Source organism: Erwinia sp. V90_4 (assembly GCF_029967685.1).
GTDB classification, from domain to species: domain Bacteria; phylum Pseudomonadota; class Gammaproteobacteria; order Enterobacterales; family Enterobacteriaceae; genus Erwinia; species Erwinia aphidicola.
Genome location: NZ_JASCAQ010000065.1, coordinates 126,995 through 149,709, shown reverse-complemented (window position 1 = coordinate 149,709; position 22,715 = coordinate 126,995). Strand labels below are relative to the sequence as shown.

At 58.5% G+C, this 22,715-nt stretch carries 24 protein-coding genes; 7 read left to right on the top strand and 17 right to left on the bottom strand.

Translation table 11 applies throughout. The features are described from left to right. Positions 1-78: 78 nt before the first annotated feature. The 10 genes from QLG07_RS20895 to QLG07_RS20850 all read right to left on the bottom strand — a co-directional run bounded on the left by QLG07_RS20895 (position 79) and on the right by QLG07_RS20850 (position 6,909). Positions 79-1,065: a glutathione S-transferase family protein gene (locus QLG07_RS20895; RefSeq protein ID WP_282470094.1), complete on the bottom strand. Its 987-nt coding sequence runs from the start codon at positions 1,063-1,065 to the stop codon at positions 79-81. A 77-nt stretch (positions 1,066-1,142) separates the two neighbouring features. Continuing rightward, complete coding sequence (locus QLG07_RS20890) at positions 1,143-1,532, bottom strand: DoxX family protein (RefSeq protein ID WP_048917333.1); 390 nt, start codon at positions 1,530-1,532, stop codon at positions 1,143-1,145. A 208-nt stretch (positions 1,533-1,740) separates the two neighbouring features. Beyond that, on the bottom strand, positions 1,741-2,022 hold the full coding sequence (locus QLG07_RS20885) for a YqjK-like family protein (protein ID WP_048917332.1): 282 nt from the start codon (positions 2,020-2,022) through the stop codon (positions 1,741-1,743). Further along, positions 2,022-2,414, bottom strand: coding sequence for a phage holin family protein (locus QLG07_RS20880; RefSeq protein ID WP_048917331.1), 393 nt, complete (start codon positions 2,412-2,414; stop codon positions 2,022-2,024). Before QLG07_RS20880 ends, QLG07_RS20885 begins: the two co-directional genes overlap by 1 nt. A 1-nt stretch (position 2,415) precedes the next feature. Continuing rightward, complete coding sequence (locus QLG07_RS20875; protein ID WP_048917330.1) at positions 2,416-2,721, bottom strand: YqjD family protein; 306 nt, start codon at positions 2,719-2,721, stop codon at positions 2,416-2,418. A 41-nt stretch (positions 2,722-2,762) separates the two neighbouring features. Beyond that, on the bottom strand, positions 2,763-3,131 hold the full coding sequence (locus QLG07_RS20870) for a DUF1090 domain-containing protein (RefSeq protein WP_048917329.1): 369 nt from the start codon (positions 3,129-3,131) through the stop codon (positions 2,763-2,765). Between the two features lie 167 nt (positions 3,132-3,298). Beyond that, positions 3,299-3,688: an EnvZ/OmpR regulon moderator MzrA gene (gene mzrA, locus QLG07_RS20865; protein WP_048917328.1), complete on the bottom strand. Its 390-nt coding sequence runs from the start codon at positions 3,686-3,688 to the stop codon at positions 3,299-3,301. After that, positions 3,688-4,359, bottom strand: a complete 672-nt coding sequence (locus QLG07_RS20860) for a DedA family protein (protein ID WP_048917327.1) — start codon at positions 4,357-4,359, stop codon at positions 3,688-3,690. The genes mzrA and QLG07_RS20860 overlap by 1 nt, the downstream gene beginning before the upstream one ends. Positions 4,360-4,674: 315 nt before the next feature. Beyond that, the gene (exuR, locus tag QLG07_RS20855) at positions 4,675-5,451 is read right to left on the bottom strand and encodes a transcriptional regulator ExuR (RefSeq protein ID WP_048917326.1); all 777 of its coding nucleotides are present in this window, start codon (positions 5,449-5,451) and stop codon (positions 4,675-4,677) included. Positions 5,452-5,598: 147 nt separating this feature from the next. Next, entirely contained in the window at positions 5,599-6,909 is a 1,311-nt protein-coding gene (locus QLG07_RS20850; protein WP_282470093.1) for an MFS transporter, read from the bottom strand. 367 nt (positions 6,910-7,276) lie between these two features. On the opposite strand from QLG07_RS20850, the gene uxaC reads away from it, so the two are divergent. From uxaC to QLG07_RS20835, 3 genes are read left to right on the top strand one after another with little or no spacing between them, the layout of a single operon-like run. After that, the gene (gene uxaC, locus QLG07_RS20845; protein WP_048917324.1) at positions 7,277-8,686 is read left to right on the top strand and encodes a glucuronate isomerase; all 1,410 of its coding nucleotides are present in this window, start codon (positions 7,277-7,279) and stop codon (positions 8,684-8,686) included. Positions 8,687-8,698: 12 nt separating this feature from the next. Next, entirely contained in the window at positions 8,699-10,147 is a 1,449-nt protein-coding gene (locus tag QLG07_RS20840) for a tagaturonate reductase (RefSeq protein WP_282470092.1), read from the top strand. A gap of 9 nt (positions 10,148-10,156) precedes the next feature. Beyond that, a complete protein-coding gene (locus tag QLG07_RS20835) occupies positions 10,157-11,647 on the top strand; it encodes an altronate dehydratase family protein (protein WP_282470091.1) in 1,491 nt (496 codons plus the stop codon). A gap of 26 nt (positions 11,648-11,673) precedes the next feature. On the opposite strand, the gene treC is transcribed toward QLG07_RS20835, so the two are convergent. Beyond that, positions 11,674-13,335 carry an alpha,alpha-phosphotrehalase gene (treC, locus tag QLG07_RS20830; RefSeq protein ID WP_282470090.1) on the bottom strand — a complete coding sequence of 554 codons (1,662 nt, stop codon included), beginning with the start codon at positions 13,333-13,335 and terminating at the stop codon, positions 11,674-11,676. Positions 13,336-13,527: 192 nt separating this feature from the next. Here treC and QLG07_RS20825 point away from each other — a divergent pair, with 192 nt between their 5' ends. Continuing rightward, a complete protein-coding gene (locus QLG07_RS20825; RefSeq protein WP_282470089.1) occupies positions 13,528-15,900 on the top strand; it encodes a family 20 glycosylhydrolase in 2,373 nt (790 codons plus the stop codon). A 50-nt stretch (positions 15,901-15,950) separates the two neighbouring features. Here QLG07_RS20825 and ridA read toward each other — a convergent pair whose 3' ends face one another. From ridA to argF, 5 genes are all read right to left on the bottom strand, one after another. Then, positions 15,951-16,337 carry a 2-iminobutanoate/2-iminopropanoate deaminase gene (gene ridA, locus QLG07_RS20820; RefSeq protein WP_048917319.1) on the bottom strand — a complete coding sequence of 129 codons (387 nt, stop codon included), beginning with the start codon at positions 16,335-16,337 and terminating at the stop codon, positions 15,951-15,953. A gap of 232 nt (positions 16,338-16,569) precedes the next feature. Next, a complete protein-coding gene (gene pyrI / locus QLG07_RS20815) occupies positions 16,570-17,034 on the bottom strand; it encodes an aspartate carbamoyltransferase regulatory subunit (protein ID WP_048917318.1) in 465 nt (154 codons plus the stop codon). 10 nt (positions 17,035-17,044) lie between these two features. After that, complete coding sequence (pyrB, locus tag QLG07_RS20810; protein WP_099754123.1) at positions 17,045-17,983, bottom strand: aspartate carbamoyltransferase; 939 nt, start codon at positions 17,981-17,983, stop codon at positions 17,045-17,047. A gap of 98 nt (positions 17,984-18,081) precedes the next feature. Beyond that, entirely contained in the window at positions 18,082-18,267 is a 186-nt protein-coding gene (locus QLG07_RS20805) for a hypothetical protein (RefSeq protein ID WP_187498591.1), read from the bottom strand. A gap of 92 nt (positions 18,268-18,359) precedes the next feature. After that, entirely contained in the window at positions 18,360-19,370 is a 1,011-nt protein-coding gene (gene argF, locus QLG07_RS20800; RefSeq protein WP_048917316.1) for an ornithine carbamoyltransferase, read from the bottom strand. Between the two features lie 156 nt (positions 19,371-19,526). Between argF and rraB the strand changes: the two genes are divergently transcribed. Together rraB and miaE are read left to right on the top strand one after the other, a co-directional pair. Continuing rightward, positions 19,527-19,949 carry a ribonuclease E inhibitor RraB gene (rraB, locus tag QLG07_RS20795; protein ID WP_048917315.1) on the top strand — a complete coding sequence of 141 codons (423 nt, stop codon included), beginning with the start codon at positions 19,527-19,529 and terminating at the stop codon, positions 19,947-19,949. Positions 19,950-20,000: 51 nt separating this feature from the next. After that, a complete protein-coding gene (gene miaE / locus QLG07_RS20790) occupies positions 20,001-20,759 on the top strand; it encodes a tRNA isopentenyl-2-thiomethyl-A-37 hydroxylase MiaE (RefSeq protein ID WP_099754124.1) in 759 nt (252 codons plus the stop codon). Between the two features lie 38 nt (positions 20,760-20,797). Here the strand turns inward: miaE and QLG07_RS20785 are convergent, their stop codons facing one another. Further along, positions 20,798-21,301 carry a GNAT family N-acetyltransferase gene (locus tag QLG07_RS20785; protein ID WP_048917313.1) on the bottom strand — a complete coding sequence of 168 codons (504 nt, stop codon included), beginning with the start codon at positions 21,299-21,301 and terminating at the stop codon, positions 20,798-20,800. A gap of 224 nt (positions 21,302-21,525) precedes the next feature. On the opposite strand from QLG07_RS20785, the gene QLG07_RS20780 reads away from it, so the two are divergent. Beyond that, positions 21,526-22,713 (top strand): YjgN family protein, encoded by a 1,188-nt coding sequence (locus QLG07_RS20780; protein ID WP_282470088.1) that lies wholly within the window; start codon positions 21,526-21,528, stop codon positions 22,711-22,713. Positions 22,714-22,715: the final 2 nt, after the last annotated feature.

The window sequence follows — 22,715 nt, the reverse complement described above, 5'->3', positions numbered from 1 at the left end:
AGGCGGGAAGTTGTGCCAGATCAAGAAATGGCCGGAGAAGCCGGAAGCGAAAGTTGATTTCGCTCCTTATGTCAAAAATCAGCCAAAGTGACGGTCGCGTCCGTGCGGCTCATCCCAGTCCCAGGCCGGGCCGAGTGAGATCACGCCGCTCGGATTGATGGTTTTGTGGCTGCAGTAGTAGTGATGGCGGATATGCTCAATATTCACCGTCTCGGCCAGGCCCGGCATCTGGTACAGATCGCGCAGGTAGCCGTTGAGATTGAGATAGTCGCCGATGCGATGGCGGTCGCACTTAAAGTGGGTGACGTACACCGGGTCGAAGCGCACCAGCGTGGTCCACAGCCGAATATCGGCTTCGGTCAGCTGCTCCCCGGTCAGATAGCGATGCTTGCCGAGGATCGACTCCAGCCGATCCAGCGCGATGAATAGCGCATTCACCGCCTCATCGTAAGCCGCCTGGCTGGTGGCAAAACCTGACTTATACACGCCATTGTTGACGCTGTCGTAGATCCAGGCGTTCAGCTCATCAATTTCTGCCCGCAGGTTTGCCGGATAATAATCCCCGGCGCGCGCGCCTACGCCATCAAACGCGCTGTTCAGCATGCGGATGATATCGGCGGACTCATTGCTCACGATGGTGTGCTGATGTTTATCCCACAGCACCGGCACGGTAACGCGCCCGCTATACTGCGGGTCTGCATGCAGGTAAAGTTGGTAAAGATATTCGTTCTGATACAGGCTGTCGCCGGTAGCAGCAGGGAAATCTTCATCAAACGTCCAGCCGTTCTCCAGCATCAGCGGATGCACCACGGAGACGGTGATCATCTCCTCCAGCCCTTTCAGCTGGCGCATAATCAGCGTGCGGTGCGCCCACGGGCAGGCCAGTGAAACATACAGGTGATAGCGCCCCGCCTCCGCCTGAAATCCACCCTTGCCGTGCGGGCCTGCGCTGCCATCGGCAGTGACCCAGTTGCGAAAGGCCGATTCGGAGCGTTTAAAGCGGCCGCCGGTCGATTTGGTGTCATACCACTGATCGTGCCAGACGCCGTCAATAAGTTGTCCCATACTTCCTCCCTGTGCTGCTGCAAATGAAAAGGGGCGAGGATATGATCCCCGCCCCCGATAAAATCAGTATAGCGAACTTACCACTTCTTACCCAACGCCCGGTCGATGCTGAATGCGCCTGGGCCGGTGATAGCCAGCAGCAGGAAACCGCCTGCAATGCTGACATTTTTCAGGAACATGGTTGAGCCATCAACGGCGAAATTACTGTGCGCCAGAATCGCCGTCAGGATGGTGAACACCGCAGTAATCAGCGCGGTGGTACGGGTGAAAAAGCCAAATACGATAGCCAGACCACCGCCAAACTCCAGCAGCACGGTTAGCGGCACAAATAGCGCCGGAATGCCCATGGAGGCCATAAACTGCTGCGTACCTTCGTAGTTGGTCAGTTTGCCCCAGCCTGCCACAATAAACAGCACAGCCATCAGGATACGCGCCAGTACCATACCGCTATCTTCTAATTTTTTCATGATTACCCCAAACAAGAATTGAAGGCCGTGCAGCAGCCCGACCGAGCTTTTACGTAGGCCTGAGGCGTCTTAAGCGCACAGTGCCGTTCGTTGCTGGAGATAATATGCGCGGGATGAAATTATTGTAAGCGAGATAATCTGTCGAAGTTGTTCAAGAAAACTGGTGAGGTGCAGCCGCCGGTTAAGCGCGGCTGTAAAAGCAGAACGATCAACGGCGGGGCAGATAGTTACGCACTACGCGCCAGGTACTCCACAGGCCCAGGCCACGTCGGGCCAGGCGCCCGAGTTTGCGCGGGTTGCGCGCCGACCAGATGGCCATCAGACCACTGCCGAGCGCCAGATAGCGTTTCGCGCTGAGGAGAGCCAGCCAGCCGTGGTCGTAGCGCTCGGTCCTTACGAGCCAGGCTTTACGCCCGGCACTCAGGTCCAGGCGCTGCTGCTGGATCTCCTTCAGCAGCGCCGCCTTTCGGGCTTCACGTTCACGGCTCATCACTCATCCTCCAGCAGCTTGCGGTCTTCCGACAGCTCCTTGCGGGTGGCGCTGAGCAGGGTAGAACGCCGCGATTTAGCCAGCGTCCACAGGCCCAATATCAAGGCCAGAGCGAACAGCACGCCGGTGGTAATGGCAATTGCCATCAGCCGGTATTGTGCATCCACTGCCCAGATAATCAGCACCATCAGGCTCATCAGACCAAACGCGGTGAACAGCATAGTCAGGCCAATCATCAGCAGCATCTGAATCAGATTGGCTTTTTCAGCTTCCAGCTCCACCACCGCCAGACGGATACGGGTTTCAACCATGCCGACCAGCGTGGTGACGATGCGCTGCCCGATGTTAATGACCCCTTTGCCGGGGCCCTGGCTTTGACGGTTATCAGCCATATTAACGACGGGTCAGCAGCACGCCCAGAACCACACCGACAGCAGCACCGATACCCACGCTGGTCCATGGGTTATCGCGCACGTAGACATCGGTGCGCTCTGCTGCTTCACGCGTGGTCTGCGCGATGCGGTCGCCAGAGTCACCCAGGCGGGCACGGGTATCTTTCAGCGCGCTCTGTGCTTTACTGCGCAGCTTATCCAGCTCGGTTTTGGATTTTTCGGTTGAGGAGCTAAGCACTTCTTCCAGCGTGTCAGCCAGGTTTTTCAGCTCGGCGCGCAGATGTTCTGAGGTAGTATCTTTAGACATGGAAAACTCCTTTAATAATATTAAGTAGCGTTGACAGGGCCTTAATAGGGGGCAGCCTGCACTTCCTTCAATTCATGTTGGGCTTCGGCCAGTTTCTTTTCACGCTTGGCGATCTTTTCCTGGTCATCACCGTCCGCAACCTGTTTCAGTTCCTGCTGACGCTCGGCCACTTTTTGCTGATGCTGCTTAATCTTTTCCTGACGTGCATCTCTCAGGCTGGCATCGCTACAGGTGGCGCGAGTTTCCGTCAGCGCACGTTCCAGTCCGGTGACCCGGCGCTGGTTATCATGCTTCTGCGCAAGGTCGATTTCGTGCTGGATAGACTGCTCTTTCTGCTCGCACAAGGACGCCGCCTGGCTAAAGGTGGCCAGAGCCAGCAGGCTTGCACCGAGGATAATGCGGTATGTCATAGTGGTCGTAACCTTCCTTTGCGCGGATATCGGGATCGAAGATATCGTGTTCCTGAAACAGGGGTGTCGCTATTTACGGCTTATAAAGCATAGACAGAAAACGGCGAAAGCTCAAAAAGAGAGAGGATTCTTAGGGATAGCCCCGCACGAGCGCGGGGCGAGAGGGCTTAGCCGATGGATTGCGTACGCAGGCTGATGCGGTTAATCCAGTTCGATGCACCCTGATTATCCAGCCGTGCGATATCAAATCCGTAAGGCAGCAGTTCACGCAGCACCTTTTCGGCGGCGGCGCTCTGCTCCTGGGAGTCGAACTTGATCACCAGGGAATTCTGCTCCGGGGTGATGCTTTTGATATGGATGCCCTGCGCGTTCAGGCGCTGGTAGACATAAAAGCCGTCGGGCAGGCTGATCCCCTGGCGCGACGCGCGAATTTGCAGGGCGGTATCGCTGCGAAACAGCGCGGGCACCATCGCCAGGCCAAGCAGCGCCACCACCGCCAGCGCCAGCCAGGGAAGCAGCCGCAGCGAGCGTGCGGGCAGTTTAATAAAATCAGGCATTATGAGTTTCCTTTCTCATTAGAATGTTTTTTGCGCCACAGGACGTAAAGCGAACCAAACAAGCCGAACACCAGCAGCACCAGCGGCAGTAACATCAGGCAGAACATCAGCTGATCTTCATATTTGCGGAAAATCGGCGTCTTACCGAGCGCAAAGCCCATCACGGTCAAAATCAGCACCCACAGCAGGGCGCTCATCCAGTTAAAAAACTGAAAGCGCGCATTGCTCAGGCCAGACAGGCCGGCGATGGTGGGCAGCAGCGTGCGGACGAAAGCAATAAAACGGCCAATCAGCAGGGCTGACAACCCGTGGCGGTGAAACATCTGATGCGCGCGCTGATGGTACTGCGCCGGCAGATGCGCCAGCCATTTCTGCACGGTGGCGGTGTTGCCCAGCCATCGCCCTTGAATATAGCTGACCCAGCAGCCGAGGCTGGCAGCGGTGGTAAGAATAAATATCGTCAACGGGAAGCTCATGGTGCCTTTGGCAATGAGTACGCCGACCAGAATCAGCAGGCTGTCGCCAGGCAGAAAAGCGGCGGGCAGCAGGCCGTTTTCGAGAAAAAGGATCATAAACAGTACAAAATAGATGGCCCAGACCAGCGTCGGGTCAGCCAGAGTGGCGTAATCCTGTTGCCACAGCGCCTGCACCAGAGATTTGAAAATATCCATTAATCGTCCCGTACACCAAAGTAGGCTCGTCTTACAGCTATTTACACACTTAATTAATCATTTTAGCGGTGCTTTTTGCCATGTAACGAGCGGCTGAACAGCGAAGCCAGTGAAAATCACTGTGCTTTTTGCACCCTGTTGCAAGGGTAAAAAAAGCCAGATAACTGTAACAAAATTACGTAAGCCTGGACAGGAAGAAACACCGGGCCAACGATGTTTTACCGTTGGAATCGGCTGGCAGGAAGGAGTTTTACACAGGCTGACACTATTGAACGTATTTTACTCAATGGGTTAGGCCAGCCTGGATCAAGAGTGCTATTTTTCGTCGTTGGCAGCGGTATCGAGGGTGACCACCGGATTTTCAGCAAACATATAGCGGTCGACGTTAAATTCAAAATCGTCGGTGGTAGCATGAAACAGCATCTGCTTGGTGTTTTCCAGGTGCTGCCACATCGCCAGCTTGCTGGCGGCAGGGTCTTTACGCATCAGCGCTTTAAGGATGTTGTCGTGATCTTCACACCAGCTCTCAATTGATTTGTCGTCGATATGCTCGTGCAGCTTCAGCCAGTAAGGATTGTGGCGGCGGTGCAGCCACATCTTTTCGACAATTGCGGCCAGCGCGCTGTTCTGGGTGGAGAGGGCAATCTGCACGTGAAATTTCATATCCCATTCCGAGTCGCGGAAGCGGTCCTCCTTACGGGCCTGTGCCTGAATGTCCATCAGCTGCACAATATCCTGGCGCGTCACCTGCGTGGCGGCAAACTCGGCAATATTGCTTTCAATTAACTGGCGCGCCTGCAAGAGTTCAAACGGACCGAAATGGGCAAATTCAAGATTGCTGTCGGTGTTAACGCGGTTCTGCTGCTGCTGGGAGATGACGTGGATGCCGGAGCCTTTACGCACTTCCACATAGCCTTCCACCTCCAGCATGATGATCGCCTCACGCACCACGGTACGGCTGACGCGCATCTCTTCAGCAATAAAGCGCTCGGCGGGCAGCTTGTCGCCTACCTGATAAACACCCTGTTCAAGGCGGCGTTTCAGTTCGGCGGCCAGCTGTTGATAAAGGCGACGCGAGTCGGTCGGTTCCATGATCCACGCTCCGGTTGAGGACAGGGTGATAATGGAATTTGTTATACCACTTTTGGCGGTGAAGGGTCGACCGAAAAAATGTCGACCTCTGGCATTTGGCGGAGCCGTAGGGGCGGACCCTCTTTTTCGGTCCGCCCGTCATATCAATCACGAATGCTGCGTCACCGCCCCGACCACGCGCTCCTTCTTCTTCTGCTCAAGCTCGGAAATCGGCTGGTTCTTCAGCAGCGTCCAGATCACTATCGCGCCCAGCAGGTCAAACACCGCCAGCGCGGCAAACAGCGGGCTGAAACCGAGCGTATCCGCCAGCGCCCCGACCACCAGCGCAAATAGGGTGCTGGCCGTCCACGCCGCCATCCCGGTCAGGCCGTTGGCTGTCGCCACTTCATTACGGCCAAACACGTCGGATGAGAGCGTAATCAGCGCGCCGGACAGCGCCTGGTGGGCAAAGCCGCCGACGCACAGCAGCGCAATCGCCGCATACGGGCTGGTAAACAGGCCGATAGTACCGGGGCCGATCATCAGCACCGCGCCCATGGTCACCACCAGCTTGCGTGAGACAATCAGGTTCACGCCAAACACCCGTTGGAAAAACGGCGGCAGGTAACCCCCAACGATGCAGCCGAGATCGGCGAACAGCATCGGCATCCAGGCAAACATGGCGATCTCTTTCAAATTGAAGCCGTAAGCCTTAAACATAAACAGCGGGATCCACGCGTTGAAGGTGCCCCACGCGGGTTCCGCAAGAAAGCGCGGCAGCGCAATGCCCCAGAACTGGCGGTTGCGCAGGATCTGCCAGGCCGACATCTTTTTACCGTTATTGGTCTGATGCTGAGCTTCCTGGCCGGAAAGAATGTAGTCGCGCTCCTCCGGCTCGAGCTTCTTCTGGTCTTTCGGATGCTTATAGAACACCAGCCAGCACAGCGCCCAGATCAGGCTCAGCACGCCGGTGATGATAAAGGCCATCTCCCAGCTGTGCGCGACAATCGCCCACACCACCAGCGGGGGAGCAATCATCGCCCCGATGGAGGAGCCAACGTTAAAGTAGCCGACGGCAATCGAACGCTCCTTCGCCGGGAACCACTCGCTGCTGGCCTTCAGCCCGGCGGGGATCATCGCTGCCTCCGCCGCACCGACTGCGCCACGGGCCAGCGCCAGCCCGCCCCAGCTGCCTGCCAGCGCGGTGGCGGCACAGAAAATCGCCCAGATAATTGCAAACATCGCATAGCCAATTTTGGTGCCGAGCACGTCCAGCACGTAGCCCGCCACCGGCTGCATAATGGTGTAACAGGCTGAGTAAGCGGCAACGATATAGGAGTACTGTTGGGTGGTGATATGCAGCTGAGATTCCAGCGTCGGGGCCGCCACCGCAATGGCGTTGCGCGTCAGGTAGCCCAGAATGGTACCGATGGTCACCAGACCGATCATATACCAGCGTAACCCTTTAATTTTACGCATTTAAAACCTCTTCCCGTAATTATTATTGATGTTGCACCCGAGGTGAACACCGCTATCGAGCGGGACGGCTTGCTGCATATCAGCACCCGCACATCAGTGAGAAATCTGTACATAGATTGACAAAACGCCGTCACGATAACTTGTCATACAGATTTAAAAGTTGAATGCCATCACAAAAACCATTTTTGCAATGAGGGATAATAAAATCGCTGAAAAGAGCGCCGGATAGCGTCTTTTCTGCCGGGTGGAGCCGTTTTACAGCGATATTTAGTGGTGGATTTGTGATCGGATTCTCACTATTTATTCAGCGTTTGCCATAATTGGTATGATAACTTTACTGGCATTGTCACAAAGCAGGAGAGACCCTATGTCGCGCTTTATGAGTGAAGATTTTTTACTGGAGAGTGAGTTTTCCCGTCGGCTCTATCATGACTACGCTGCCGATCAGCCGATTTTCGACTATCACTGCCACCTGCCGCCGCAGCAGATTGCCGAAAATTACCGCTTTACCAATCTCTACGATATCTGGCTGAAAGGGGACCACTACAAATGGCGCGCCATGCGGGCCAACGGCGTGCCGGAAGCGTTATGTACCGGGGATGCCAGCGACCGCGCAAAGTTTGACGCCTGGGCGCGCACGGTGCCGGACACCATCGGCAACCCGCTGTACCACTGGACGCACCTGGAGCTGCGCCGCCCGTTTGGCATCACCGACACGCTGCTGTCGCCAAAAACCGCCGATGCTATCTGGCACCAGTGCAACGATTTACTGGCGCAGGATGCCTTCAGCGCGCGCGGCATCATGCAGCAGATGAACGTGAAGATGGTTGGCACCACCGACGATCCGGTTGACGATCTGCGCCACCACCGTGCGCTGGCCGCAGACGGCAGCTTTGCCACCAAAGTGCTGCCGAGCTGGCGGCCGGATAAAGCCTTTAATATCGAAGCGGAAGGGTTCACCGACTATCTGCAAACCCTTGCGGCAGTCTCCGATACCGATATCACGCGCTTTGACGACCTTAAGCGTGCGCTGAACACGCGCCTCGATCACTTCGCTGCTCACGGCTGTAAGGTGTCGGATCACGCGCTGGACGTGGTGCTGTATGGCGAAGCGGATGAAGCCACGCTGGACGGCATTCTTGCCCGCCGCCTGGCCGGGACTATCCCGCCCGAGTCTGAAGTCGCGCAGTTTAAAACGGCGGTGCTGGTATGGCTGGGCGCAGAATACGCCCGTCGCGGCTGGGTGCAGCAGTATCACATCGGCGCGCTGCGCAATAACAACCGCCGTCAGCTGCAGCTGCTGGGGCCGGACGTCGGCTTCGACTCGATTAACGACCGCCCGCTGGCGGAGCCGCTGTCGAAACTGCTGGATGCGCAGAACCGCGATAACGCGCTGCCGAAAACCATCCTTTACTGCCTCAACCCGCGTGATAACGAGGTGCTGGCGACCATGGCCGGAAACTTCCAGGGTGAAGGGCAGCCGGGCAAGATGCAGTTTGGTTCCGCCTGGTGGTTCAACGACCAGAAGGACGGCATGGAGCGGCAGATGACCCAGCTGGCGCAGATGGGCCTGCTGAGCCGCTTTGTCGGCATGCTGACCGACAGCCGCAGCTTCCTCTCCTACACGCGCCACGAATATTTCCGCCGCCTGCTGTGCCAGATGATCGGCCGCTGGGTGGAAAAAGGCGAAGCGCCGGGCGATATCGCGCTGCTGGGCGAGATGGTGCAGAACATCTGCTTTAACAACGCCCGCGACTACTTCGCCATCGAGCTGTAAGGAGAGATACACATGCAGCAGCTGAACCGCCGCGATTTTCCGGGGCGTCACTATCCCGAGCGCATTATCCAGTTCGGGGAGGGCAACTTCTTACGCGCCTTTATCGACTGGCAGATCGATCTGCTCAACCAGCACAGCGATCTCGATGCCGGGATCGTGGTGGTCAGGCCGCGCAGCAGCCACAGCCCGCGCAGCCTGAATCATCAGGACGGGCTGTATACCACGCTGATCCGCGGCATCAATGCGCAGGGTGAAGTGGTGAGCGAACCGCGGCTGATCCGCTCGCTGAATCGTGAGATCCAGCCGGCAGAACAGTTTGCCGAGTTTCTGGCGCTGGCGCGCGATCCGCTGCTGCGTGTTGTGGTTTCCAATACCACCGAAGCGGGGATCTACTTTGACCCGCAGGATCGGCTGGACGCCGCACCGCCCGCCAGCTTCCCGGCGAAGCTGACGCGGTTGCTGTTTGAGCGCTGGCAGCACTTTGACGGCGCGGCGGACAAGGGCTGGGTGATGCTGCCCTGTGAACTGATCGACGATAACGGCGCCGCGCTGCTGAGCTGCGTGCGGCAAACCGCGCAGCACTGGCAGCTGCCCGCCGCCTTTATGCAGTGGGTTGAGCAACACAACCTCTTTTGCTCCACGCTGGTGGACCGCATTGTTACCGGCTACCCCGACGATGCCGCCGGGGTACAGGCCGAACTGGGCTATCGCGACGACTACCTGGTGGCGGGGGAGGTCTATTACCAGCTGGTGATCCAGGGGCCGCCAGCGCTGGCCGACGAGCTGCGGCTCGACAGCCTGGCGCTGAATATCCGCCTGGTGGACAACATCAAACCCTATAAAGAGCGCAAGGTGGCGATCCTCAACGGCGCGCATACCGCCATGGTGCCGGTGGCGTTTCTGGCCGGGCTGGAGGCGGTGGGAGAAGCGATGGACGACAGCGCGCTGGCGCAGTTTGTTGAGCGCACGCTGCGTGATGAGATTATCCCGACGCTGGCGCAGCCGCGTGACGAGCTGAATGCGTTTGCCGATGCGGTGCTGAGCCGCTTTCGCAATCCCTATATTCGCCACTCGCTCAGCGCCATCGCGCTGAACGGCATGACCAAATTCCGCACCCGCCTGCTGCCCGCGCTGCTGTGGCAGATCGCCCGGCACGGCCAGCCGTCACCGCGCCTCAGCTTCGCGCTGGCGGCGCTGCTGGCTTACTACCGCGGTGAACGGGCGGGCGTGCGCTACAGCCTGCAGGATGACGCGCACTGGCTGCAGCGCTTCGCCACGCTGTGGCCGCAGGTTGAGTGCCGCGACATTCCTCTCGAACGGCTGGTCGCCGAGGTGCTAAGCGATGCGGCGCACTGGGGGCAGGATTTAACCCGATTACCGGGGCTGGCGGCGCAGGTTACCGCTCACTTACACCACATCAACACGCTCGGGATGCGCGCCGCGCTGGCGCAGCTGAACTAAGGCCGATACATGCAAAGCATCATTAAGATCCACAGCCTCGACAATGTTGCCGTGGCGCTGCGCGACCTGCAGGAAGGGGAGAGCATCAGCGAGGGTGAGCAGCCGCTGGTGCTGATACAGGCGGTCGGGCGCGGGCATAAATTTGCGCTGCAGCCGCTGGCCGGGGGCGAACGGGTGGTGAAGTATGGCCTACCTATCGGCCATGCTACCCAGCCGATCGCCGCCGGGGAGATTATCCACTCGCACAATGCGCGCACCAATCTCAACGATCTCGACGACTATCATTATCAGCCTGCTTTCGCCACGCTGCCGCCGCAGGCTGCGGACCGTGAAGTGCAGATTTACCGCCGTGCCAGCGGGGAGGTGGGGATCCGCAATGAGCTGTGGATCCTGCCGACGGTAGGCTGCGTCAACGGCATTGCGCGCCAGATCCTGCAACGCTTCCTGAAAGAGACGGATAACGCAGCGGATATCGACGGCGTGCATCTGTTCAGCCATCCGTTCGGCTGCTCACAGCTCGGGCAGGATCATGAAAACACCCGCACCATGCTGCAAAACATGGTGCGCCATCCGAACGCCGGCGCGGTGCTGGTGATTGGGCTGGGGTGTGAAAACAATCAGGTGGACGTGTTTCGCCAGACGCTGGGCGAGTTCGACCCGCAGCGCGTGAGCTTTATGATCTGCCAGCAGCAGGACGACGAGGTGGAAGCGGGGCTGGAGCGGCTGCACCAGCTGTACGCCGTGATGCGCCACGACAAGCGTCAGCCGGGGCGGCTCAGCGAGCTGAAGTTCGGCCTTGAGTGCGGCGGTTCCGACGGCCTGTCCGGCATCACCGCGAACCCGCTGCTCGGGCGTTTCTCCGACCAGATGATCGCCAACGGCGGCACCACGGTGCTGACCGAAGTGCCGGAGATGTTTGGTGCGGAGCGCATCCTGATGAGCCGCTGCCGCGACGAAGCGACCTTTGCCAGTACCGTCCGCATGATCAACGACTTCAAACGCTATTTTATCGCCCACAACCAGCCGATTTATGAGAACCCGTCACCGGGCAACAAAGCGGGCGGCATCACCACGCTGGAGGAGAAGTCGCTCGGCTGCACGCAGAAAGCCGGGCAGAGCCAGGTGGTGGACGTGCTGAAGTACGGTGAGCGCCTGCAACAGCCGGGGTTAAACCTGCTCAGCGCGCCGGGTAATGATGCGGTTGCCACCAGCGCGCTGGCGGGAGCGGGCTGTCATATGGTGCTGTTCAGCACCGGGCGCGGTACGCCTTACGGCGGCTTTGTGCCGACGGTAAAGCTGGCGACCAACAGCGAACTGGCGGCGAAGAAGCCGCACTGGATTGATTTCGATGCCGGGCAGCTGATCCACGGCACGCCGATGCCCGAACTGCTGGCGCAGTTTGTCGATACCATTGTGGCGATCGCCAACGGCCGTCAGACGCGCAACGAAGTGAACGATTTCCGCGAGCTGGCGATATTTAAGAGTGGGGTCACGCTGTAGGGGCGAGGCCGTCCCCGCCCAGACCCTTACGCTGTTTTCTGATACCACCACACGGCTTCCCACGGCCGCAGCATCACTTCGCCCGGCGTGACGTGGGTGTCCGGGTAATTACTGATCAACACCTCCCAGTGGCCGCTGTAGGCAGGCGGATGCCACACCTGCGTGTCGCCGCTGAAGTTAGTGGCCACCACCAGCGTCTCCCCCGCTATGCGGCGGCAATAACACCACAGCCGCGGATGGTCGGGCAGCAGGTCGAGATAGTCGCCAAACGTCAGAATGGCATAGCGTTTGCGCAGGGCGATCAGCTTTTGGTAGCAGTAAAACACCGAATTCTCGTCATCCAGCGCCGCCGCAGCATTCACCGTGGTGAAGTTGTCGCTCATGCCAATCCACGGCGTGCCGCTGCTGAAGCCCGCGTTCTCGCTGCTGTCCCACTGCATTGGCGTGCGCCCGTTATCGCGCGATTTGCTGGCGAGGATAGCCAGCAAATTGTCGCTGTCGCGCCCCTGCGCTCGCAGCTCGGCGTACATGTTGTGGCTCTCAATATCGCGGTAATCAATGATGCGGGTGAAGTGCGGATTGGTCATGCCCAGCTCCTCCCCCTGGAAGATATAGGGCGTGCCCTGCATCCCGTGCAGCGCCAGCGCCATCAGTTTGGCGGACTCCACCCGATACTGCGTTTCGTCGCCCCAGCGTGACACCACGCGCGGCTGGTCGTGATTACACCAGAACAGCGCATTCCACGCCTGATTGTGCATGCCCTGCTGCCAGTGGGTAAAAATCGCCTTCAGCGCCACCAGATCGAGCGAGGTAAGCGTCCACTTCTGGCCGTGATAAAAATCCACTTCGACATGATCGAAGCTGAACACCATCGACAGCTCTTCCCCGCTCAGCGCCCCGTACTGCTGGCAGTGCTCCAGCGTGGCGGACGACATCTCGCCGACCGTCACCAGCTGGCGCGGGCGGAACACCTCGCGACTCATCTCCTGCATAAACTCATGAATGCGCGGACCGTCGGTATACAGGCGTAGCCCGTCCCCGCCGGGGTCATCGGCAAAATCCTGCTGCTTGGAAACCAGGTTAATCACGTCGAGACGCAGCCCGTCGATGCCGCGATCGGCCCAGAAGTTCACCACCTGCTTCAGTTCGGCGCGTAAGTTTTCATTCTCCCAGTTCAGCTCGGCCTGCTCGGGCGCCCACAGATGCATATAGTACTGGCCGCTCTCCGGATGCCAGCGCCAGGCGCTACCGCCAAACTTCGACAGCCAGTTATTGGGCTGCTGCTGCGGGGTGCCGTCGCGCCAGATATAGTAGGAGCGATAAGGGCTGCTCGGGTCGAGCGCCTCATGAAACCAGTGATGCTGGGTCGAGCTGTGGTTAAACACCATATCGAGGATGATACGCATCCCGCGCTGGTGGGTCTCCGCCACCAGATTGTCGAAGTCGCTCAGCGTGCCAAACTGCGGATCGATGGCGGTGTAGTTTGCCACGTCATAGCCGTTGTCCACCTGCGGCGAAAGGTAGAAGGGCGTTAGCCAGATGGCATCGACGCCCAGCGTTTGCAGATAATCCAGCCGCTGGATGACCCCTGCTAAATCCCCGGTCCCGCTGCCGGTGGTATCCTGAAAACTCTTGGGATAGATTTGATAAATCACGCCATTCTGCCACCAGGGTGGAATCTTATGCATCGCTCAGTCCGGAGAGTTGTGGGTTAGGCTGATGGGATAAGCGTAGCCAGTGTCTGGCTAACCCGCACCCTCTGTCAGGGGGTTTTAACTGACAAAGTTAAAAGGTCGCGCTGGCGCAGCTTTTCAGGAGTGTAACTTGATGTAACCCGCGAATTATGTTTTAAGGGAACACCATTATTAAAGGATCTTAATATGCCCTGGTCACTGCCGCGCGCGCTGCTTGTCTGCTCCCTGTTCCTGCCATTTTCTGTTCTTTCAGCACCTGCGGGCGATCTCCCGCTGATGCCGTGGCCGCAGCAGGTGGAGCAGCCGCAGGACGGCGGTAGCCTGGCGCTAACCACGCCGCTGGAGGTGAAGGTAAGCGGCGACGACCTGAGCGAAGCGCTGCCGCGCTGGCAATTAAGGTTGGCACGCCAGACCGGCAATCCGCGCCTGCCGGTTTCCAGCAGCGCCACCACGCTTAAGATCACCATTGCGCAAAAGGTGGCCCCTACGCCGCAGCCGGACAGCGATGAGAGCTACCGGCTGACGGTGAACGGCGCCGGGATACAGCTCGACGCTGAGACGCGTTTTGGCGCGATGCGCGGCATGGAGACCCTGCTGCAGCTGGTGCATAACGGCGCGCTGCCGCTGGTCACCATCAACGACCGCCCGCGCTTCCCGTGGCGCGGTATTCTGATCGACTCTGCGCGCCACTTCCTGCCCATTGAGACGCTAAAGCGTCAGATCGACGGCATTGCCGCCGCAAAGATGAACGTGTTCCACTGGCATCTGACGGACGATCAGGGCTGGCGCTTCGCCTCCAGCCACTACCCGCAGCTGCAGGAAAAGGCCAGCGACGGCCTGTGGTACAGCCAGCAGCAGATGCGCGATATCGTCAGCTATGCCAGCGAGCGCGGTGTGCGCGTGGTGCCGGAGATCGACTTCCCGGGCCATGCTTCGGCGCTGGCGGTAGCGATGCCGCAGCTGATATCGGCGCCGGGACCGTATCAGATGGAGCGCGGCTGGGGGGTATTCAAGCCGCTGCTCGACCCGTCTAATGAGCAGGTCTATCAGTTTATCGACACCCTGGTGGGTGAAGTGTCGGCCATCTTCCCCGACCCCTATATCCATATCGGCGGCGATGAGGTCGATGCCAGCCAGTGGAACAGCTCTGAGGCTATCCGGCAGTTTATGCAGCAGCAGGGGCTGAAGGATGCCCATGCGCTGCAGGCGTACTTTAATCAGCGCGTGGAGAAGATCCTCGAAAAGCATCGGCGCCAGATGGTCGGCTGGGATGAGATCTATCACCCCGACCTGCCGCGCAGCATTGTGATCCAGTCCTGGCAGGGGCCGGATGCGCTGGGTGAGGTGGCGAAAAACGACTATCGCGGCATTCTCTCCACCGGCTTTTATCTCGACCAGGCGCAGCCCGCCAGCTATCACTACCGTAATGAAGTGTGGCCACAGGGGCTGGAAGGCGCAGATCGGCTGCAGGACAAAGAGGTGGCCCAGAGCTGGCAGTTCACGCTGCCGCGCCTTAAGGGTAAGCCGCTGAGCGGGAGCTTTACGCTGATTGACGCCGTCGGCGGCTGGCGCGGCTTTATTGATTTCGACGGGCGTTCACGGCGCATGGTGCGTGACGTGCGCTGGCTGGCGCCGAATCAGTTCACCTTCCGCGTCGACAGCTGGATGGGGGAGCTACAGCCGACCCTCAGCGTGACGGGGGACAAAATCAGCGGCTACTGGCGCATTGGCAACGTGCGCTATCCGACGGCGGGCAGCCGCCTGGCACAGACGCCGCCCGGCATTGCGCCTCCGGTGCCCGACGAGGCGCAGCTGCGCAATAATCTGCTGGGTGGCGAAGCCGCCCTGTGGGCCGAGATGGTTGATGAGAGCGTGATTGATGTGCGCCTGTGGCCCCGCGCTTTTGTGGTGGGTGAGCGCCTGTGGTCGGCGCAGGACGTCAACAACGTGCAGAACATGTACCGACGGCTGGCGGCGGTCGACAGCTGGTCGGTGGTGTCGGTCGGGCTACAGCAGCACGCGCAGGCGCAGCTGCAAATGACCCGGCTGGCGAACAGCAGCGACATCATCCCCCTGCAGATTTTTGCCGAGGCGCTGGAGCCCGCGCAGTGGTATACCCGCCAGCACCTGAAATATCAGGCCGGGCACTACACGCTGGCCGAACCCTTTAATCGCCTGGCCGATATCCTGCCGGCGGAGAGCGATAAAGTGCGCGAACTGGACCATCAGGTCGATGCCCTGATCGTCAATCGCGGCGACCGTCAGGCGCTGCAGGCGATTCGCCATCAGCTCAGAGCGTGGCAGCAAAATATCCCGCAGGTGGAGCCGCTGCTGGCACAAAACCCACAGCTGCGGCCACTGCTGCCGGTGGCGGGACAGGTGGCGGCGATCAGTCAGATGGGGCTGTCACTGCTGGATGCGATGGAGTCGGAGCGAACCTTCGGCGCACGCGAAGTGGCGAAGATGCATCAGCTGCTGGACCAGGCGGCACTCACGCAGGATGAAGTGGTGATTGCGCTGGTCTATCCGATTGAGAAATTATTGCGCTACGGGAAATAACTGCGGGTCGATCGCCGATCGACCCCGACAAATTAACGCATGCGCGCCGCTTAACGGCGAACGGCAATCGCTTCGATTTCGATTTTCACATCTTTTGGCAGGCGCGCCACTTCCACACAGGAACGTGCAGGGAAGCTGGCGTTGTGCTCAGTGAAGAACGCTTCGTAAGTGGCGTTAACGGTAGCAAAATCGTTGAGATCCTTAACGAACACCGTGGTTTTCACGATATCGCCCACTTTCAGACCGGCTGCTTCCACAATGGCCTGCACGTTTTCCAGCGACTGGCGCGCCTGTGCAGCGATATCGTCGGCAACCGCGCCGGTTTTTGGATCGACCGGGATCTGGCCGGAAGTGATGATCATACTGCCAAGATCGACACCCTGAACGTAAGGTCCGATGGCGGCTGGGGCATTTTCCGTACTGATTTCACGCGACATAGTTTCTCCTGAAGGTGTTTGTTAGGGGGATTGCGGGTCGGGCATGCCCGACCCCTACAAAACGCAATTCTCCGTAGGGGTGAGGCATGCCTCGCCCTGGTATTTACCGGGCATGCCTCGCCCTGGTATTTACCGGGCATGCCTCGCCCTGTATTTACCGGGCACGCCTCGCCCTGGTATTTACCGGGCACGTGGAACATCCTGCCCACGCAACACGGCAATTGCAATGGGGTTAATCGCTGGCCATCACCACATGGTGCGCGAACTCTTTCTCACAGTATTTGCACTTCAGGTGCAGCTCGTGCTGGCGCTGTTTCACCGCGAAGCTGGAAAACACCGGCTCGCTGCGGCTGATGCAGTTGCTGTTCGGGCAGGTCAGGACGCGCTCGATGCGGTCCGGCAGGGTCGGCGCTATCTTCGCCACCACATTGTAATCGTCGATGCGGTTCACGGTGGCATGCGGCGCATACACCGCCAGCTGGTTCACCTGGTCGTCGGTCAGGAAGGTGTTTTCAATCTTGATCAGGTCTTTACGCCCCATCTCGCCCGATGGCAGATTAAGGCCGATGGTGATGCGCTGGTCGGTTTCCGTCAGGCGGAACAGTGACAGCAGCTTAAAGCCGATGTGCGCCGGGATATGGTCAATCACCGTGCCGCGTTTGATTGCTTCAACCTGTAATTTATTATCTTGCGTCATGATTATCCCCTTACAGAGCCGCTTCGCTGTTCAGTACCAGCGCCAGAAGTGCCTGACGCGCATAAATGCCGTTGCCGGCCTGCTGGAAGTACCAGGCGTGCGGCGTGGCGTCGACGTCGGTATCAATTTCATCAATGCGCGGCAGCGGGTGCAGCACCTTCATGTTGTCGCGCGCGCCCGCCAGATCGGCAGCACGCAGGATAAACTGCGCCTTCACGTTGGCGTATTCCGACGGATCCAGGCGCTCTTTCTGCACGCGGGTCATATACAGAATATCGACCTGCGGCACCACCTCTTCGATGCTGTCATGACGCGTCCAGACAATGCCTTTCTCATCGAGCATATCGGTGATGTAGGCCGGCATTGCCAGCGCATCCGGGGCGATAAAGTAGAAGCGGTTGCCGTCAAACTTCGCCAGCGCCTGCGCCAGCGAGTGCACGGTACGGCCATACTTCAGGTCGCCGACCATTGCCACGTTGAGGTTGCTCAGGCGGCCCTGGGTCTCCTGAATGGTGAACAGGTCGAGCAGCGTCTGGGTCGGGTGCTGGTTAGCGCCATCGCCGGCGTTGAGGATCGGCACGCCGCCGGAGAACTCGGTCGCCAGGCGCGCGGCCCCTTCCTGCGGGTGACGCATCACAATGGCATCAACGTAGGTGCCAATCACCGAAATGGTATCCGCCAGGGTTTCGCCTTTCTTGCCCAGCGAGGTGTTGCCACCGTCGGCAAAACCGACCACCGACGCGCCAAGGCGATGCATGGCGGTTTCAAACGACAGGCGGGTACGGGTGGAGGCCTCAAAGAAGCAGCTGGCAATCACGTTATGCTTCAGCAGCTCCGGCTGCGGGTTGGCCTTCAGGCTGGCGGCGGTACGCAGCACCAGCTCCAGCTCGTCACGGTTGAGGTCGTTAATTGAAATAATATGTTTGTGATAGAGCGGGTTAGCGGCCATCTTCACTCTCCTCTTGCTCGTCATCATTCATGATCCAGCGGTGTTGGCTGCCTTTGTTCACCCCGGTCACTGGCTGATGTAAGCTTCCGGGGATTCACTCAGTTGCCGCCTTGCTGCATCAGGAATGCTATAGAGCAAAGCATTTGCATTGAATTTCGGGCAAAAAAAAGCCCCTCAATGAGGGGCTTTTCCTGATGATCGGGAGTGCCACGGAAGGAAAAAGCATGCTGCCCGCCACGATTACGGTGCGTCAGTTCGGCATTTTTCTGGCTGTTTGATTTCATGCATCCTCCCGGCAAACGGGGTGCATTATACGCATTCACCTGGCGGCGGCAAGCGAAAATCGCCGCGCAGGTAATCGTTTGCTCTGGCTGATTTAGCCGGGCTGCGCCAGGGTCGCCACCATCACTGCCTTGATGGTGTGCAGACGGTTTTCCGCCTGATCAAACACCACGCTGTGCGCTGATTCAAACACCTCGTCCGTCACTTCCATGCCGCCGTGCAGATCGTACTGCTGCGCCATCTGCTGGCCGAGCGTGGTCTGGTCGTCGTGGAACGCAGGCAGGCAGTGCAGGAACTTCACCTGCGGGTTGCCGGTAGCCTGCAGCATCGCCATATTGACCTGGTAAGGGCGCAGCAGGGCAATTCGCTCCTGCCACACCTCTTTCGGCTCGCCCATCGACACCCAGACGTCGGTATAGATAAAGTCGGCACCTTTGACCGCCGCGTGAATATCGGCCGTCAGGGTGATTTTGCCGCCGGTTTTCTCCGCCACCTTGCGGCACTCGGCGACCAGCTCCGCGTCCGGCCAGCAGCTTTCCGGCGCGGCGAGGCGCAGGTCGATGCCCATCAGCGCGGCGGCTTCCAGCAGGGTATTACCCATATTGTTGTGAGTATCACCGACGTAGGTCAGCGTCATCTGGCTGAACGCTTTTTCCGGCAGATGTTCCTGCATGGTCAGCAGGTCGGCCAGCAGCTGGGTAGGGTGGAACTCGTTAGTCAGCCCGTTCCATACCGGCACGCCGGCATGTTCAGCCAGCGACTCCACCAGCGCCTGGCCGTGGCCGCGATACTGAATGGCATGGTACATGCGGCCCAGCACGCGGGCGGTATCCTTCATCGACTCTTTATGGCCTATCTGGCTGCCGCTCGGGCCAAGATAGGTGACGTTGGCGCCCTGATCGAATGCGGCAACTTCGAAAGAGCATCGGGTACGGGTCGAGTCTTTTTCGAAGATGAGCGCAATATTCTTGCCTTTCAGGTGCTGAATTTCTTCGCCATTTTTCTTGTCAGTCTTCAGCGTGGCCGCCAGCGCCAGCAGGCCGGTGATTTCAGCGGGAGTGAAATCCAGCAGCCTGAGAAAGTGACGGTGATATAAGTGACTCATAACGCACTCCGGATAACCTTTAATGAATTAAAATTCAATTTAACCGTATGAATATGCATTTTCAACCCCGGCGTGAAGAAACTTTTGTTTAAAGGTAGTGGCGCGGAGGGCACTGTGGGAAAATACTGGAAATAACGCCCTAATGAGGAATGGATCATGGCTAACGAAGCATTGTTGGAAGAGCAGCGTGAAGAGACGCGGCTGATTATTGAAGAGCTGCTGGATGATGGCAGCGACCCTGATGCACTGTACACCATTGAGCATCATCTCTCCTGTGACAGCTTCGACGCGCTGGAAAAAGCCGCGGTAGAAGCCTTCAAGCTGGGCTATGAAGTGACTGAACCAGAAGAGCTGGATCTGGAAGATGGCACCAAAGTGCAGTGCTGCGACATCATCAGTGAGAGCGCGCTGACCGCCGAGCTGATTGACGCGCAGGTCGAGCAGCTGATTGACCTGGTGGCGAAGTTTAACGTCGACTACGACGGCTGGGGCACCTACTTCGAAGATCCCGACGGCGAAGAGGAAGACGACGAAGACGGCGAAGAGATCGACGGCGAAGACAACGGCATCCGCCATTAATTTTGTATCAGGACGGGTCAGGCATGCCTGACCCCTACAGAGTTTGCTTTGATGAACATCGAACACCTTCTTGCCCCCGTCACCCGCTTCCTGCACTGCCGCACCCCGCAAGCCTGGATTGATGCCGCGCGCCAGCCGGAGAACCTGGCAACGCTGCTCACCGACCACCTGGTGTGCGAGCTGAAAGCGGCCCAGACCGCAATGTGGCTGATCCGCAAATACGTGGCCGACAAAGAGAGCGGCGATGCGCTGCTGGCGTGGCTGAAACCGTGGGAAAACTTTGTCCACAACGACCAGGCCGATCTCACCTTCCTTGAACAGCACAAAGGGTTGTCGAAGACCATTATCAGCCGCGAAGAGGTGCCTTACGGCGACGAGCTGGTGGATAAGATGGTGCTGCTGATTAAAGAGGAGCTGCACCACTTTTATCAGGTGCTGGAGATTATGCAGGCGCGCGGCATCCCGTATGCGCGCATTACCGCCAGCCGCTATGCCAAAGGATTACTGCGCGAAGTGGCAACCCATGAGCCGCAAACGCTGGTGGATAAGCTGATCTGCGGGGCGTATATCGAGGCGCGATCCTGCGAACGCTTTGCCAGCCTGGCGCCGCATCTCGATCGGGAGCTGGCGGCATTCTATGTCTCGCTGCTGCGCTCCGAGGCGCGCCACTATCAGGATTATCTGGCGCTGGCGGCGCTGATTTCGCCGACGGATATCACGGCGCGAGTGCAGAAGATGGGTGAGGTCGAAGCGCGCTTAATCAGCGAACCGGACAGCCAGCTGCGCTTTCACAGCGGCGTGCCGGTCTGACAGGGTTGGGGGGCGCTTGGGTGGTGCGCCCGCCACGGTTACAAACTTTTCAGCATCGTCACTTCGCAGTCGACATGGCCGGTAAAGCCCATCGGCCCGTCGATATGGGAAAAACCGAGGTGCTCATACAGGCGGATTGCGCGCGTGAGCGAAGCGGTGGTTTCCAGGTAGCAGCGCTTAAAGCCGCACTCGCGGGCGTAATCCATGGCCTGAATCGCCAGGCGACGTGCCAGCCCGAGGCCGCGCACCTGCGGCAGGAAATACATTTTCTGCAGCTCGCAGACATCGGCATCGCTGCCCGCCAGCGGTGCGACACCGCCACCGCCCACCACTTTCCCTTCCAGTTCGACCACCCAATAGGCGCAGCTGGCTGCGCTGTAAACCTCAAACAGATGATCGAGATTCGGGTCGGAGACGGTATAGCCTTTATCCGCCGTCAGGCCAAATTCGGCAGACACGGCGCGGATTACGGCGGCAATGTGGGGATTATCCGCAGCAGCGATCGGGCGCACCAGCAGGGTGGAATTTATAGCGGTAGTCATAACTCAGGCTCATAGCAGTTCGGCAGCAGGTAAGTGTAATAACACTGGTGGCGTATTGATGCAATGCCTGCGCAGTGGCAACGCCCCTGAGGGACCGCTATTAAGCTGAATGATAATTATTTATTGTCCGTTTCTGAGGGGCATGCTTAAATAGCCGCGCTACTTATTTAACTTTAATAATCTGCCTGGCAGATAACTATTCTTATTTTCAGGAAGAAAATCTAATGGAAAACAATACCTCGACTTCACAGCGCCATGCTGTGCTGTTTCATGGCCGTTCCGGCGAATATTTCTCTATCTGGCTGGTCAACGCATTACTGACCATCATTACCCTGGGGATTTATTCCGCCTGGGCGACCGTGCGCCGCCGCCGTTATTTCTATGGCAATACCGAAATCGCCGGTGACCGTTTTGATTATCATGCCCGCCCGGTCGACATTCTGAAAGGGCGCATTATTGTCTTTGTCGGTCTGGTGCTGTTCTTTATTCTCTCCGCCGCATTGCCGACCATTTCACTGGTGTTCCTGCTGGCGTTCTTTGCGCTGGTGCCGTGGATTGTGGTACGCAGCTGGCGCTACAACGCGCTGATGAGCAGCTTCCGCGGCGTGCGCTTTAACTATCACTGCCGCATTGGCCGCGCTTACTGGACCATGTATCTGGCACCGGTGCTGATGATTGCCGCCCTGTATCTGGTGGTGGGTATGATTGCCATGATGGCGGCGACCAGCGGCAATATCAGCGCGGCCCTGACCGTCGGCGTGCTGTGCTTTGTGCTGTTCCTCGCCGGGCTGGCAGCGGTGCAGGGCACGGTTGCGGCAATGAATCACGACCTGTATATCAATAATATGTTTTACGGCCAGCAGCCCTTTAAGGCTGAGCTGCAGAAAAAGACCTTTATCAAAATGGTATTAATCAGCTTCGCGATTATGCTGCCATTCCTGATTGTCGCCGGGATGCTGATTGGCTCGCTGTTTATTTCGCTTATTTATGCCGCCGCGATGGGCATGAGCGATCCAGCGATGATGGGCAACCTGATGGGCGGCAATCTGTTTAATATTTTCCTGACCTTTGTGGTGTTAATTTTCGGCGGGCTGGTTTCCTCCGCCTATTTAATTGCCGCACAGCGCAATTATGTTTTCGGCCAGACTCAGCTTGGTGAAAAACTGCGCCTTAAGTCAACTTTATCGACAGGTTCATTCCTTGCGCTGACGCTGACTAATACCCTGATTGTGATCTTCACGCTGGGCCTGGGTGCGCCAATTGCTGAAATTCGTCTGGCGCGCTATCTGGCGAACGCCACCGCGCTGGAAGGCGATATCTCCCTGCTGGATATCAGTGCGCACCACGAATCGGCGCGTACCGCCGTGGCGGAAGAAGTGGTGGCGGCGTTCGATCTTAACCCGGGCATCTGATG